General features: G+C 66.4%; 15 protein-coding genes and 1 pseudogene. 15 read left to right on the top strand and 1 reads right to left on the bottom strand.

Going from position 1 to position 13,916, the window contains the following annotated elements; translation table 11 throughout:
* The first annotated feature begins 31 nt into the window (after positions 1–31).
* Positions 32–859, top strand: coding sequence for an SDR family NAD(P)-dependent oxidoreductase (locus tag H7F30_RS08280; RefSeq protein ID WP_187034523.1), 828 nt, complete (start codon positions 32–34; stop codon positions 857–859).
* 152 nt (positions 860–1,011) lie between these two features.
* Complete coding sequence (locus H7F30_RS08285; RefSeq protein ID WP_187037941.1) at positions 1,012–2,049, top strand: IS481 family transposase; 1,038 nt, start codon at positions 1,012–1,014, stop codon at positions 2,047–2,049.
* Here the strand turns inward: H7F30_RS08285 and H7F30_RS08290 are convergent.
* Positions 1,983–2,684, bottom strand: a complete 702-nt coding sequence (locus H7F30_RS08290) for an AbiV family abortive infection protein (RefSeq protein ID WP_187034525.1) — start codon at positions 2,682–2,684, stop codon at positions 1,983–1,985. The genes H7F30_RS08285 and H7F30_RS08290 overlap by 67 nt on opposite strands.
* Positions 2,685–3,156: 472 nt before the next feature.
* Here H7F30_RS08290 and H7F30_RS08295 point away from each other — a divergent pair.
* The 13 genes and pseudogenes from H7F30_RS08295 to H7F30_RS08355 form a co-directional block, all read left to right on the top strand.
* A pseudogene (locus tag H7F30_RS08295) lies at positions 3,157–3,972 on the top strand (CpaF family protein); the annotation flags it as partial.
* Positions 3,969–4,841, top strand: coding sequence for a type II secretion system F family protein (locus H7F30_RS08300; protein ID WP_187034527.1), 873 nt, complete (start codon positions 3,969–3,971; stop codon positions 4,839–4,841). The pseudogene H7F30_RS08295 and the gene H7F30_RS08300, both read left to right, overlap by 4 nt.
* Positions 4,838–5,728: a type II secretion system F family protein gene (locus H7F30_RS08305; protein ID WP_187034529.1), complete on the top strand. Its 891-nt coding sequence runs from the start codon at positions 4,838–4,840 to the stop codon at positions 5,726–5,728. Before H7F30_RS08300 ends, H7F30_RS08305 begins: the two co-directional genes overlap by 4 nt.
* Positions 5,729–5,778: 50 nt before the next feature.
* The gene (locus H7F30_RS08310) at positions 5,779–5,991 is read left to right on the top strand and encodes a hypothetical protein (RefSeq protein ID WP_047311926.1); all 213 of its coding nucleotides are present in this window, start codon (positions 5,779–5,781) and stop codon (positions 5,989–5,991) included.
* Entirely contained in the window at positions 5,988–6,401 is a 414-nt protein-coding gene (locus H7F30_RS08315; RefSeq protein WP_129664459.1) for a TadE family protein, read from the top strand. The genes H7F30_RS08310 and H7F30_RS08315 overlap by 4 nt, the downstream gene beginning before the upstream one ends.
* Positions 6,398–6,859: a pilus assembly protein gene (locus H7F30_RS08320; RefSeq protein WP_118913694.1), complete on the top strand. Its 462-nt coding sequence runs from the start codon at positions 6,398–6,400 to the stop codon at positions 6,857–6,859. Before H7F30_RS08315 ends, H7F30_RS08320 begins: the two co-directional genes overlap by 4 nt.
* Positions 6,860–6,921: 62 nt before the next feature.
* Entirely contained in the window at positions 6,922–7,356 is a 435-nt protein-coding gene (locus H7F30_RS08325; protein WP_222617790.1) for a hypothetical protein, read from the top strand.
* 50 nt (positions 7,357–7,406) lie between these two features.
* Positions 7,407–8,519 (top strand): peptide chain release factor 2, encoded by a 1,113-nt coding sequence (gene prfB, locus H7F30_RS08330; RefSeq protein WP_187034533.1) that lies wholly within the window; start codon positions 7,407–7,409, stop codon positions 8,517–8,519.
* A 35-nt stretch (positions 8,520–8,554) separates the two neighbouring features.
* Complete coding sequence (gene ftsE, locus H7F30_RS08335) at positions 8,555–9,322, top strand: cell division ATP-binding protein FtsE (protein WP_187034535.1); 768 nt, start codon at positions 8,555–8,557, stop codon at positions 9,320–9,322.
* On the top strand, positions 9,319–10,230 hold the full coding sequence (ftsX, locus tag H7F30_RS08340) for a permease-like cell division protein FtsX (protein WP_047311932.1): 912 nt from the start codon (positions 9,319–9,321) through the stop codon (positions 10,228–10,230). Before ftsE ends, ftsX begins: the two co-directional genes overlap by 4 nt.
* A gap of 5 nt (positions 10,231–10,235) precedes the next feature.
* A complete protein-coding gene (locus tag H7F30_RS08345; RefSeq protein WP_047311933.1) occupies positions 10,236–11,465 on the top strand; it encodes a M23 family metallopeptidase in 1,230 nt (409 codons plus the stop codon).
* A 51-nt stretch (positions 11,466–11,516) separates the two neighbouring features.
* Positions 11,517–11,993: an SsrA-binding protein SmpB gene (gene smpB, locus H7F30_RS08350; protein ID WP_047311934.1), complete on the top strand. Its 477-nt coding sequence runs from the start codon at positions 11,517–11,519 to the stop codon at positions 11,991–11,993.
* Between the two features lie 52 nt (positions 11,994–12,045).
* On the top strand, positions 12,046–13,911 hold the full coding sequence (locus H7F30_RS08355; protein ID WP_187034537.1) for a DUF2207 domain-containing protein: 1,866 nt from the start codon (positions 12,046–12,048) through the stop codon (positions 13,909–13,911).
* The last annotated feature ends 5 nt before the right edge of the window (positions 13,912–13,916 follow it).

Consider the following 13,916-nt stretch of genomic DNA (forward strand, 5'->3'; position numbering starts at 1 on the left):
GCACCGTCTCGTAACGTGCTTGAATGGGCCCATGACAACACCGAAGACCTGGTTCATCACCGGTGCGAGCAGCGGCCTCGGCCTTGCGTTGACCCGACGGGTGCTGGCTGTGGGTGATCGCGTCGTTGCAACGAGCCGGCGGGGCGTGCTCCCTGTGCAGCACCCGTCTCTGAGCGTGGTGCAGCTCAACCCGGCCGACCGGGATGAGTGCCGGCGGGCCATCCTGGAAGGTCACGAGACCGCGGGCTGTCTCGACGTCTTGGTGAACAACGCGGGCTATGGCCTCGTCGGTGCCACTGAGGAAGTCAGCGAGGAGGAAGCGAGGGCCATCTTCAACGTCGACCTTCTCGGCCCCTTGTGGCTCACGCAGGCTGCTCTTCCGCTGATGCGCGCCCAGGGCAGTGGTCACATCGTTCAGATCTCGTCGACCGGCGGAGTGGGTGCCATGCCCCTGCTCGGGCTCTACAACGCCGCGAAGTGGGGTCTCGAGGGGTTTACCGAATCCTTGGCGGGCGAGGTGAGCTCGATGGGTGTGCGAGTCACCCTCGTTGAGGTCGGCGCCATGAACACCCAGTGGGCGACCTCGGGGATGCAGTTCAGTGCACCAATTCCCGCGTATGACGAGCTGCGCGAACGACTCTTTGGAACCGCCGTCGTGCCATGGCCAAGCGAGCCTGGGGCCACGGGCGGCGGGTCGTCGCCGGAGGCCATCGCCGAGGGGATCCTTGCCCACGTCACAGCACCAGAAGGGCCCCTGCGGCTGGTCCTCGGCGAGGGAGCCGCCGACCAGATCCGCATGGCCCTCGATCAACGCCAGCAGGACTATGCAGGTCAGCCGGGATTCCAGGTCGACCACTGACCGGCGTCGAACAGTCGGCTGCGTTCATCGACTGGGCGGAGTCGTTCAGGCCGGCCCTCAGCGGCGGACCGCTCCACGTTCGCAGTCGCGTCATGAATTGCCCGGAAGGCAGGCCACTCGGGTGGTCTGCCTTCCCGCTCTGAGGAGGACTTATCAGCCACGCCAACGCGGCTCTGACACCACGTCACCGCCTGAAGGTCGCCCGTCTCGTTCTCGAGGACGGGTGGCCGATCAGCGAGGTCGCCGCCCGCTTCCAGGTGTCTTGGCCGACCGTGAAGCGATGGGTCGACCGCTACCGGGCCGGCGAGTCCATGCAGGACCGGTCGTCACGCCCAAGATCGTCGCCGAACAAGACCCCGAAGACGGTGTCAAAGCGGTGCGTGAGTCTTCGAATGCGACTGCGGGAAGGGCCCGTTCAGCTCGCTTCCCGACTCCACATCGCACCGTCCACCGTGCATCACATCCTCACCACCGCGCGCCTGAACCGGTTGTCCTACGTTGACCGCACCACCGGTGAGCCCGTCCGCCGGTACGAGCACCCTCACCCCGGGTCGCTGGTTCACGTGGACGTGAAGAAGGTCGGGAACATCCCGGACGGCGGCGGTTGGCGGTACGTCGGCCGCCGCCAAGGCGAGAAGAACCGCGCCGCCACGCCAGGCAAGCCGCGCAACCAGTACGGCGGCCCGAAACTCGGGTACGCGTTCGTCCACACCGTCATCGACGACCACTCCCGCGTCGCATACACCGAGGTCCACGACGACGGGACCGCCATCACTGCCGTCGCCGTCCTTCGCCGGGCGGTGCAGTGGTTCGCCGGCCATGGCGTCACCAACGAGCGGGTGCTGTCGGACAACGGTGGGGCGTACCGCTCGCACCTGTGGCGCGACACCTGCCATGGCCTGTCGATCACGCCGAAACGGACCCGCCCGTACCGCCCGCAGACCAATGGGAAGGTGGAGCGCTTCCACCGGACGATGGCCGACGGGTGGGCCTACGCCCGCTGCTACACCAGCGAGCAAGAACGCCGCGACGCGCTCGAGCCGTGGCTGGGGCACTACAACGAAGTGCGACCGCATAGCGCGTGCGATAACCCACCGCCACTCACCAAACTCAGAGCGGCTGGCTACTCTTCGGCGGCTTCAACGCCCACGCCAGGCGGCTCCTCGGTGAAGAACTCGGGGTCCGAGTAGGGAAGGATCGTCCAGTGGAGATCCTCCGCCGAGTCGATCCGGCTAGGAACGGAGGCGTCTTGTTGGCGGGTGTGGTCCTGGATCAGATGCATCTGAACTACCTTGGCCGCTCGACGAATTTGCTCCACGATCCCCCCGGCGGGTATGTCCAGCGGCGAGGAGATCTGGTCGGCTGCACGGTCGACATAGAAGCCAGCCTGCTTGTCGAGGTTCCGCTGCCGCGCCAACCCGTGGAACGTCTCCAAGTCCGGCAACTGGTAATACTCGATCCGACGCTCTGGGTCCCAAAATCCACCCAAGCCTGACGCAAACTGCTCCGCCACCTGCAGCTTTTCTGCATGTGGTGCGCGGGTGGTGCGTAGGCCGTCCGGAACCCGAACCAGGCCAGGTTCGCGAGGTTGCAGCCCGTAGAGGCCCAAAGGTGCACTCCACTCCCACTCGGCGGCCTCGTAAAGCCAGCGTGCCTTCGCCACTTCCTCCATCGCGAGCACCAGGAGCGCCTGAGCCCGGCCAGCACTGCCCCGGTCCGCCAGGGCGTGGGCATCCTCTACAAGCGCCACCGCGTTCGCCATCAGGGACTTCCACCATCGGCGCGCGAAGTCTGCGCCGACCTCTTCAACCTGCGGCTCGCCCATGCAGCGAGTATCTCGCGTCACCGGCCGATCCTCGATCAACGTCTCCGGTCAGTACAGCTAGGTCTGAGAGTTGTTCCGAGACTGAATCTTCTCGCATATGCCGAATGAGTGCTGCCGACCATTGAGTCTTTTGGCGCCCATCTTCCGGTCTCGGTGGTGCTAACAGAAGGAACTCACACCACTTGTGCCGTTCCACGGATGGGCGATCTGAACCAGGCCGAGCAATATCGCCAGCTTGGAAGGACCATCACCGCATCCCAGCCCTACGACTCACGGTCCACGATGAATTCGTTCGCGTCGAACCCGTACCTGGGCAGGTGTGCCACCCGCTTACACGCCGCACTGCCGCCGTACGCCAGACCGGGTGCACGTCGTCCACGAATTACAGATAACCCTCTATACGAACTGACCCTTGCCACACCCCTCATCACCCTGAGTCACGTCAGTTGCACCCCCATGTCATTACAGATAACCTGACGGATCACGTCTGCACGTCGTCATCCCCGATGTCACCCGCGAGTTCTGGGCGGTGAACATTCGCAAGTTCGTCGCCACGAGTCATTCGCTCGACGATCTCGTGCGTCGCGGCTCGTTACCGTCGGGGCTCGCGAAGATCCTGAGCGCATGTGTCCGCGCGGGTCTCAACGTGCTCGTTTCGGGGCAGACCCAGGCCGGCAAGACCACCATGCTCAACTGCCTGGCGAGTGCCATTCCGCCGACCGAGCGGGTCATCACCTGCGAGGAGGTCTTCGAGGTCCAACTCGCGGCGCGTGACTGGGTGGCGATGCAGTGTCGCCAACCCAACCTCGAGGGCAACGGCGAGGTCACGCTGCGCATGCTCGTCAAGGAAGCACTGCGCATGCGCCCCTCGCGTGTCGTCGTGGGGGAGGTGAGGCAGGCCGAGTCGCTCGATCTGTTGTTGGCGCTCAACAGCGGTCTGCCGGGCCTCGCCACTCTGCACGCCAACTCTGCCCGTGAAGCCCTGACGAAGCTGTGCACACTTCCGCTGTTGGCGGGCCCCAATATTTCTTCGTCGTTCGTTGTCCCGACGGTCGCCAACGCGGTGGACCTCGTCGTCCACCTCGGCCTCGATCGGCACGGGCGCCGCTCCACCCGCGAGGTGCTGCGCGTGACCGGCCGCGTCGAAGGAGACACCGTGGAGACGATCAGCCTTTACGAAGAGGGGCAGGACACCTACCCACGGCTGCTCGCGGCCTTTGACGGCGAACCCCGCTTCGCACGCGCGGGTATTGACCTGGCTGCACTGGCGCGGGAGCTGTCGTCATGACGGCGTTATTGTGCGCCGCGGCGGTCGGCACGGGTCTACTCCTCATGTGGAGTGCCTGGAGCGCGCCTCAGCCCGTGGCCCCGGTGGCGTCTCTACGCCGCTCACGTCAGTACGAGCGCGTGCGTGAGCAATTGACGCTCGCGGGATTTCGAGAGCAGGGGGTCGGAGCCGTCGTCGCGGCCTCAATGCTCAGTGCCCTCGTCGTAGGTGGCGTCGTTCTCGTCGCCACCGCAGTTCCGGCTCTGACGTTGCTCGGTGGTGCCGTAGGTCTCTACGCGCCGTGGATGTTCGTGCGTCACCGCGCCGTCGTCCATCTTCGGGCTCGGCGTGAAGCGTGGCCCGACCCTGTCGATCACGTCGCCTCCGCGGTACGCGCTGGCCTCTCCATTCCGGAAGCTCTGCGGCAACTCGCCCACCACGGTCCCGAGGTGTTGCGGGAGGACTTTGCCGCCTTCGCCCGGCACGATGCCGCGCACGGCCGCTTCGACGTGTCGCTCGACGTACTCAAGAGCTCCCTCGCGGATCCGGCCGCCGACCGGCTCATCGAGTCCTTGCGACTCGCCCGCAACGTCGGAGGATCCGACGTCGGACGTCTGCTTCGCACACTCAGCTCGTTCCTGCGCGAGGACGCCGCGACACGCACTGAGTTGGCTGCCAAACAGAGCTGGACGGTGAGTGCCGCTCGCCTGGCGCTCGCGGCGCCTTGGCTCGCTCTCGTCGTGGTCGGTTTCCGCAGTGGCGGACTCGACGCCTACCGCTCCAGCACGGGAGTGGCCGTTCTCGTGGTGGGCGGCATCGTCTCGTGGATTGCCTACCTCGCCATGCGCGCCATCGGTCGGCTGCCGACAGAGGAACGAGTCATGCGATGAGCACCTACGCAGCGTGGTGGCCGGCACTGTGCATCGGTGCCGGGCTACTGCTCATCGGTACATGGCTCGTGCGCCCGCGAACGTCACTTCTCGAGCAGCGCCTCACCGGCATTCTCACCGGTGACCGAGGTCCAGGATCACGCCGTAACGCACGAGCTCTGCTCGACTCCGTCGCTTCGGGGCTCGGGAGGGTCCTCGGAGGCGCTGACCACGTGCGCTCCCGACTCGAGCGAGCCGGGCTCGCCCCGGACGTTCAGATGTTCCGCACGAGCCAAGCGGTATGGGGCATGACCGGCTTCGCCGCCGCATGCTTCGTGTTGCTGGTGGGTGGGTCGTCTTCGCAGTCCGGGCCGGTGGGCGCTACGGCTCTCATTCTGTTTGCGACAGGGCTCGGTGTCGTGCTTCGCGACCAGGTGTTGACGCAGCAGGCGACCCGTCGCGAGGCGCGCATGCTCACCGAGTTCCCGTCCGTGGCCGACATGCTGGCGCTCGCGGTAGCGGCAGGGCAGGGGCCCCTGGGCGCCCTCGAGCACGTGACCCGCCTGTGCAGCGGCCCGCTGTCGGACGAACTGCGTCGCGCTCTCGACGAGACGCGGGCAGGAACGCCACTGGCGCGGTCGCTCACGGGGGTCGCTCGGCGAACCAACGTCATGGCGGTCAACCGCTTCATCGAGGGCGTCATCGTCGCTCTCGAGAGGGGGACCCCGCTTGCCGACGTTCTTCGGGCCCAGGCTCAGGACGCCCGTGAAGCCGCCCGCGGGGAACTCATCGAATCAGCTGGGCGCAAGGAGGTCCTCATGATGGCGCCCGTCGTCTTCCTAGTGCTGCCGATCACCATCCTCTTCGCCGTCTATCCGGGCATCGCCGCCCTGGACCTCAACCTCTGACCCCACCCTGTCGGAACTCCTCACCGACACCCCACCGGAAGGAACACACCATGTCTCATCTCGTCTCAGTCCAGCGCCGAGTCCGCCGAGCCGCCGGCAACGTCATGACACGGCTGACAGGCCAACCGGATCGCGGCGACGTGCCCGGTTGGGTGCTGGTCACCCTCATGACCGCGGGCCTCGTCACACTCCTGTGGCAGACGGCGGGGCCCCTGCTCAAGAACATGTTCACCGCCGCGATGAACAAGGTCTCCGGAGGATGAGTCGACGCCCGGAGCGTCGCGTCGCCGCGCTCTCCGGGGACGAAGGCTCGGCCGTGGCTGAGTACACGATGACGATGGCGCTCATCGTGGGCGTGTTCCTCGTCGTCTGCCAGTTCGCCTACGCCACCCACGTCCGTTCGACCCTCACCATGGCAGCAGCAGAGAGTGCCCGGTACGGCGCTCGGGTCGATGCCGGTCCCGGCGTGGCACAGGAGCGCGCCCGCGACCTCGTGTCCGATTCCCTCAGTCCGCGTTACGCAGGATCGATCTCAGCGCATCGCAGCAGTGCGGAGGGGCTCGACGTCATTCGGGTGGACATCGACGCGCCCGTTCCCGTGCTCGGGCCGTTCGGTGTCGGGCTCACGCTGCACACCAGCGGGCGCGCGATCGTCGAGGAGCGTTCCGCGTGAGCGTCGAAAGGACTGTCGGTCACGACGTCGTCGACCGCCACAGTGAAGAAGGTTCCGCTCTCATCGAAACCATCGTGGTCATCGCAGTCTTGCTCCTGCCGCTCGTGTGGGTCGCGACCGCGCTCCTGCGTGTGGAAGCGGCCTCGTACGCGGCACGTCAGGCCGCTCGCGAAGCGGCGCGCACCTACGTCACGTCATCCTCCAGCGCGGCAGGTGCTGCCCGCGCGAACACAGCAGCTCGGATCGCCTACGCCGACCAAGACGTGCCGGTCGGATCGACGGCCGTGACATGCACCCTCAGCCCTTGCCTGACGCCGGGTGCCTCGGTGCGGGCTTCCTCGCGAGCGACGGTGACGTTGCCGTTCGTGCCGAAGTGGCTCGCCGGGGCCGCGAACCTTCAGGTCACCGTGTCGTCGTCCCACGAACAGAAGGTCGAACAGTACGGGGGCCAACGATGACCCGTTTCCGCGCGCCATGGATGTGCTTGCGAGCGTTGTTGAGTCGCCGCACCAAGGCTGTTGTGGCCGACGAGACCGGAGGTATCGGCTTGCTCGGTCTCGGTCTCAGCGTGTGCGTGTGCATGCTGCTCGTCGGGGGAGTGAGCGTGGCATCCGCGCAGATGGCTCGCCTCGACGTGCTCGATGCAGCCGACCACGCAAGCGCAGCGGCCGCTGACCGCATCTCCCTGGCCGGCGCCTATACCGAGGGAGTCGACAACGCCACGCTCGATGCCGACGCGGCCTCGGCGGAGGCGGCACGCATCGTCGCGTCCACACCCTTGCCCAAGCACGTCACGTCGTGGCGCGTCAACGGCGTCGAGGTCGTCGGCGAGCAGGTCACTGTTCGAGTACGCGCCGTCGTGCGTCCGCCGGTCGTCGGATCGGCCATGGCGGCTCTCGGTGAACCCATGACCGTGGACGTCGTCTCACGTGCTGACGCCCATCTGGAGCGGTGAACAATCGGTTGGTTGGGGAGTCGGGCGTCATAACGGATACCCTGGAAAGCGTGGCTGTCGACTTTCCTACCGAAATCAAGAACCTGCGCTCGACCATGGCGTCCGTGCGCGAGGTGCTCGACCTCGAGAAGCTGAAGAAGCAGATCGCCGACCTCGAGGAGCAGTCTGCCGCCCCCGACCTGTGGGACGACGTCGAATCGGCCCAGAAGATCACCTCCGCCCTGTCTCGCGCGAACGCCGAGAAGGACCGCGTCGAGAACATGGACGCCGCGATCGACGACCTCGAGACCCTCGTCGAGATGGGTACCGAGGAGAACGACGATGACACGATGGCCGAAGCCGAGCGCGAGCTCACGAAGCTGACGAAGGCCGTCGGCGAACTCGAGGTTCGCACCCTGCTCAACGGCGAGTTCGACGAGCGCGAGGCCGTCGTCACCATCCGCGCCGGCGCCGGTGGCGTCGACGCCGCCGACTTCGCCGAGATGCTCATGCGCATGTACCTGCGCTGGGCCGAGCGTCACGGCTACCCGACGAAGGTCATGGACACCTCCTACGCCGAAGAGGCCGGTCTCAAGTCGGCCACGTTCGAAGTAAACGTGCCCTACGCCTTCGGGAATCTCTCGGTCGAGGCCGGCACTCACCGCCTCGTGCGCATCTCGCCGTTCGACAACCAGGGCCGCCGCCAGACGTCGTTCGCGGCCGTCGAGGTCGTGCCGCTCATCGAGACCACCGACACGATCGAGATCCCGGAGAACGAGCTCAAGGTCGACGTCTTCCGCTCGTCGGGCCCCGGCGGTCAGAGCGTCAACACGACCGACTCGGCCGTGCGCATGACGCACATCCCCACCGGCACGGTCGTCTCGATGCAGAACGAGAAGAGCCAGATCCAGAACCGTGCTGCCGCTCTGCGCGTCATGCAGTCGCGCCTGCTGCTCATCAAGAAGCAGGAGGAAGCCGCGCAGAAGAAGGAACTGGCCGGTGACGTCAAGGCCAGCTGGGGCGACCAGATGCGCTCCTACGTCCTGCACCCCTACCAGATGGTCAAGGACTTGCGCACCGAGCACGAGGTCGGCAACACGAGCGCCGTCTTCGACGGCGACATCGACGGCTTCGTCGAAGCAGGCATCCGCTGGAAGCGTGCTGCGGACCGCGACGACGGCTGACCTCACCGACGGGACCGAGAGCACTCCACACCACGATGATCCGATTCGACGACGTCTCCCTGACGTACGACAAGAACCAAGCCCCGGCGCTGGAGCACGTCAGCTTCAACATCGCGCGCGGTGAGTTCGTCTTCCTCGTCGGCGCCTCCGGTTCCGGCAAGAGTTCGCTCATGCGCCTCATGACGCACGAGGTCGCGCCCACCGACGGCGAGATCCACGTCGCCGGTCGCGAACTGCGCAACATGCCGCGACGCAAGGTCTCGAGCCTGCGACGCGACATCGGTGTCGTCTTCCAGGATTTCCGTCTCCTCGAGAACAAGACGGTCGAGGAGAACGTGGCCTTCGTCCTCGAGATCCTCGGACGTCGACGCGGCGCCATCCGCCGGGCCGTGCCCGAGTCGCTCGAACTCGTCGGGCTGGCGGAGAAGGCCAAGCGCTTCCCGCACGAGCTCTCCGGCGGTGAGCAGCAGCGCGTGGCGATCGCCCGCGCCGTCGTCAAGCAGCCCGCCATCCTGCTCGCCGACGAGCCCACCGGAAACCTCGACCCCGCGAACTCGGACGACGTCGTCGGGGTGCTCGATCGCATCAACCGCACGTCGACCACGCTCGTCATGGCCACGCACGACAACAGCCTCGTCGACCGCCTGCAGCGTCGCGTGCTCGAGATGAAGGACGGCCGCCTCGTGCGCGACTCCACCGGTGGTTACCGAGCCGAAGCCCTCGAACCGGACCTGGGTGAACTCGGTACGCGCAGCGCCTACCGCGCGGCGCACGGATCCCATCGTCTGGAGGAGACGCCGTGAGACTTCGTTTCCTCACCTCCGAGGTGTGGCAGGGCGTTCGACGCAACACCTCGATGATCGCGTCCGTCGTGCTCGTCTCGATGGTCTCGCTGTTCTTCGTCGGTTCCGGCCTGCTCGCCCAGCGTCAGGTGGACCAGGCCAAGGGCGACTGGTACGAGAAGGTCCACGCCTTCGTCTTCCTGTGTACCGACTCGGACACGAACGTCGCGTCGTGTGCCGGGGGAGAGGCGAGTACAGCCCAGACCGAGGCGGTCAAGAGCAACCTCGACAACCTGCGCCCACTCGTGACGAAGGTCGACTACAAGACGAGCGAACAAGCCGTCGCGATGTTCCGCGAGCAGTACAAGGACTCGCCGTACGTCAGCAGCGTCGACGCGAAGTCGATGCCGGCGTTCTACGAGGTTCGCCTGTCGGATCCGCAGCGCTTCGACGAGATCGCGAGTGGATTCCAGGGCATGCCCGGCGTCGCGCACGTGAGCAACCTGCATCAGGTGCTCGCGCCGTTCTTCTCCTTCCTCAACATGCTCGGTGTGGGTTCGGCGATCATCGCCGGTCTCATGGTGGTCTGTTCCATCCTGCTCATGGTCACGACCATCCGGCAGGTCGCGTTCACCCGCCGCCGCCAGGTCGGCATCATGCGACTCGTCGGTGCCTCGAGCGCCACCATCTATCTGCCGTTCGTCGCGGAGGTCCTCATCGCCTCCCTCGCCGGTGCGGTGCTCGCGTCCGGCCTGTTGTGGGCGATGGTGCACTTCGGCGTGAGTGGGCTCGCGAGTTCGGGCGGCGGCTTCGTCAATCTCATCGGTGACAGCGACGTCCTCGTCGTCGTCCCCTGGCTCTTCCTGGGAGCCTTCGTCCTCGCTGTCTCGACGTCGTGGGTGACGCTGCGTCGTTATCTCAAGGTCTGATGAACGTGGGTGCACTCTCCTCGCGACGCTCTCGCGCGGCTGCCTCGATGGCCGTCGTCGCGGCCCTGACGCTGGGCGCCGGCTCGGCGGCATTCGGCGACGACGTCGACGACAAGATCAAGGCGAGCAAGTCCGAGATCGACGACCTGTCGAAGGAACTGACGGCCGCGGACGCGAAGCTCAAGAAGACCGACGCCGCGGTCGCCGCCGCTCACAAGAAGGTCACGACGGCACGGTCCAAACTGACGAGCGCGCAGCAGAAGCAGACCGACGCCAAATCCGATTACGACCTTGCGAAGGCCGACGAGGACGCGTCACTCAAGGCGCTCGCCCGCAACCGCACCGATCAGGCGGCCGCTCGGACGCAGGTCGGTGGTCTCGCGCGCAACGCCTTCGAGTCCGGTGGCTTGGGTGACCTCACCTTCACCGTCCAGGTGCTCACCTCGAAGACCGACGTCACGGGCTCCATGGCGCTCGCCGACATCGTCATGCGACGCCAGCAGGGCGTCATCACGAACCTCAAGAGTTCCGCGGCCGCCGGGCAGAGCGAAGCCGCGCGTCTTGCCGAGGTCCGCCGCAAGGCGAGCCTGGCGAAGACGAAGCAGGACGCCGCCGTGGCTGCCGCGTCCGCGGCCAAGAAACAGGCCGACACCGCCGAATCTGACCTCAAGACGGTCCAGGCGACGCAACAGAGCGACCGAGCGTCACTGGCCAAGGAGAAGAAGAAGGAAGAGGCGAAGCTCGCGGCCCTCGAGGCGGAGAGCAACCGACTCAAGAACATCACCTCGACGAGCGACAACCTCGACCCGAGCGTCACGAAGCTGACGAACGAAGGCGGCTTCCTCGCCGCACCCGGACCGGCGTCCTCGATCGTGTCGCCGTACGGCTATCGGTTCCACCCGGTGCTGCGGATCCAGAAGCTGCACGAGGGCGACGACTACCCCTTCGCCTGTGGCACCCCCGTGTACGCGTCGGGTGACGGCACCGTCATCGAAGCGAACTACAACGGGATCTCGGGCAACCACGTCTACATCAGCCACGGAACCGTCAACGGCGTACAGCTCACCACGGCGTACATGCACTTCACGAGCCTTCGCGTCAGTGCCGGGCAGAAGGTCAAGAAGGGCCAGCAGATCGGTGTCTCCGGCATGACCGGGCGCGTCACCGGATGCCACCTCCACTTCGAGACCCGAGAAAATGGTGTCGCAGTCAGCCCGCGCAAGTGGGTAGGGTGACGCGCTGACGGGCGCAGTACGGGACGAACACGAGACGAGGAGGTGAGCCGAATGCCCAAGGAGAAGGGCACGAAGGTCATCGCGAACAACAAGAAGGCGCGCCACGACTTCCACATCGAGGACACGGTCGAGGCCGGCCTCTCCCTCATGGGCACCGAGGTGAAGAGCCTGCGCATGGGTCGGGCTTCGCTCGTCGACGGCTACGTCCTCGAACGTGACGGTGAGATGTGGCTCGAGAACGTCCACATCCCCGAGTACATGCAGGGCACGTGGACCAACCACTCGGCGCGTCGGCGGCGCAAGCTGCTCCTGCACAAGGCCGAGATCATCAAGTTGGCCGACAAGGCGCAGTCGAAGGGCTACACGATCGTGCCCTTGTCGCTGTACTTCAAGGACGGGCGCGCCAAGGTCGAGATCGCACTGGCCAAGGGCAAGCAGCTGCACGACAAGCGTCAGACGCTGCGTGAGCGTCAGGACAACCTCGAGGCCCAGCGCGAGATGCAGATCCGCCTCAAGCGCGGCGGGTGACCCGTTCGCCCCTTCGCTCATGCCCCTTCCTCGCTCATGGCAAGGTAGGGGCATGAGCCGTTTCTCGGGGATGTTGACGACGTTGGCCGCCGCCTCGACGCTCGCCGGGGTGAGCGTCCTGCCGGGGGCGCAGGCGGCAGTGGCCGCCGGCAACGAGAACATGCGCATCAGCGCGTACGACATCGACTACGACCTCAAGCGTGACGGCGCCGTCGACGTCACGGAGAACATCACGGTCCGCTTCGACGACAACTCCCACCACGGGCTCGACCGGTTCATCATCACGGCGCAGGGCTACAACGACGAGAAGCACCGTGTGTACCCGCTGACGAACGTCAAGGTCACCTCCAGCACGGGTGCGCCCTCAGACGTCGAGAAGTCGGCCGACGGGGGGGCGACGCGACTGCGCATCGGCGACGCCGACCGTACTGTCAGCGGGGTGCAGAAGTACACGATCACCTACCGCCTCGGCGGCGTCGTCAACAAGCAGCCGAACGGCTCCACCGAGTTCTACATCAACGCCATCGGCCAGCAATGGGGCATTCCGATCGACAAGGCGAACGTCACCCTCAAGGGCCCCGCCGCCGTCAACGACGCGAAGTGCTTCTACGGCGCGAAGGGCTCCAAGCAGACGTGCCAGGCCACGAGCGGTGAGCAGGCCACCTTCTCGGCGCGCTCCGTGGGCAACGGCGAGGGCATGTCCATCGTGTCCGCCATGCCGACGAGCGCCTTCACGAACACCGCGCCGATTCTCGAGGACGGCTCTGCGGTGGAGGCCTACGGTTCGGGTGGTCCGTTCTCCCAGAGCACGCGCAAGAACCTCAACCTCGTCGGCGGCGCAGGCACCGTGGGCGTGGCGGGCCTTGCCGGCGCTTGGATGCTCGCGCGGCGGCGCAAGACCGGCGATCAGCGCTTCGGTGGGGTGACGCCCGGTGAACTGCCCGCCGACGGACAGCGCTACGACGTCGTGCGTGGCCCGGAGCCGGAGGTCGCCGTCCGTTTCGACCCGCCGCGGGACACGACGCCCGGGCTCATGGGCACCATCATCGACCGCAGCGCGGACAACCGTGACGTCGCCGGCACGATCGTGGATCTGTCCGTGCGTGGCTACCTCACGATGACCGATCTCGGCGACAAGGACTGGCTTCTCACCGCCCAGAACCCGCCCGGCGGTGATTCGCTCCTGCCGTACGAGGCCACGTTGCTCAACGCCGTCTTCGCCGGCGGCACGGAGGTGAAGCTCTCGGATCTGCGCAACGAGTTCTCGGGCCACCTCGCCGAGGCCAAGGAGGGGATGTACCGCGAGACGCTCGAACGCGGGTGGTTCGACGAGTCGCCGGCCACCTCCCGCGCGAAGGCGATGGGACTCGTCGTCGGTTTCTTCGCACTAGCACTCGTCTCGTTCTTCGTGGCCAGTGCGCTCAACCTCAACGGTTTCCTCTTCGGTGCGGGCTTCGCCGCTGCGGGCGTTTTCGCGCTGTTCCTCTCGCGCAGTGCGGGTGCGCGAACTCCCGTGGGTTCTGCCGTCTACGACCAGTCACGCGGGTTCGAGCTGTACCTCAAGACCGCCGAGGCGAAGCAGTTCAAGTTCGAGGAAGCCGAGCAGATCTTCAGCCGCTACATGCCGTACGCCGTCGTGCTCGGGCTCGCGGAGCGCTGGGCCAAGGTCTTCGGTGAAGTGGCCGAGGCCGCTGCAGCTCAGGGCTATCCGTTGGCGATGCCGTACTGGTACATCCCGTACGGCGGCTACGGGGGTTTCAGCGGCTTCGACGATCTCGGTTCGGGCCTCGACTCCTTCGGCGAGGCCGCCTCGGCGGCTCTCAGTTCGACGCCCGGCTCCAGCGGGGGCAGCGGCTTCTCCGGCGGCGGAGGCTTCTCCGGTGGTGGTGTGAGCGGCGGCGGTGGCGGCGGCTGGTGACGTAG

It is taken from the genome of Dermacoccus sp. PAMC28757, assembly GCF_014302635.1.
GTDB classification, from domain to species: domain Bacteria; phylum Actinomycetota; class Actinomycetes; order Actinomycetales; family Dermatophilaceae; genus Dermacoccus; species Dermacoccus abyssi.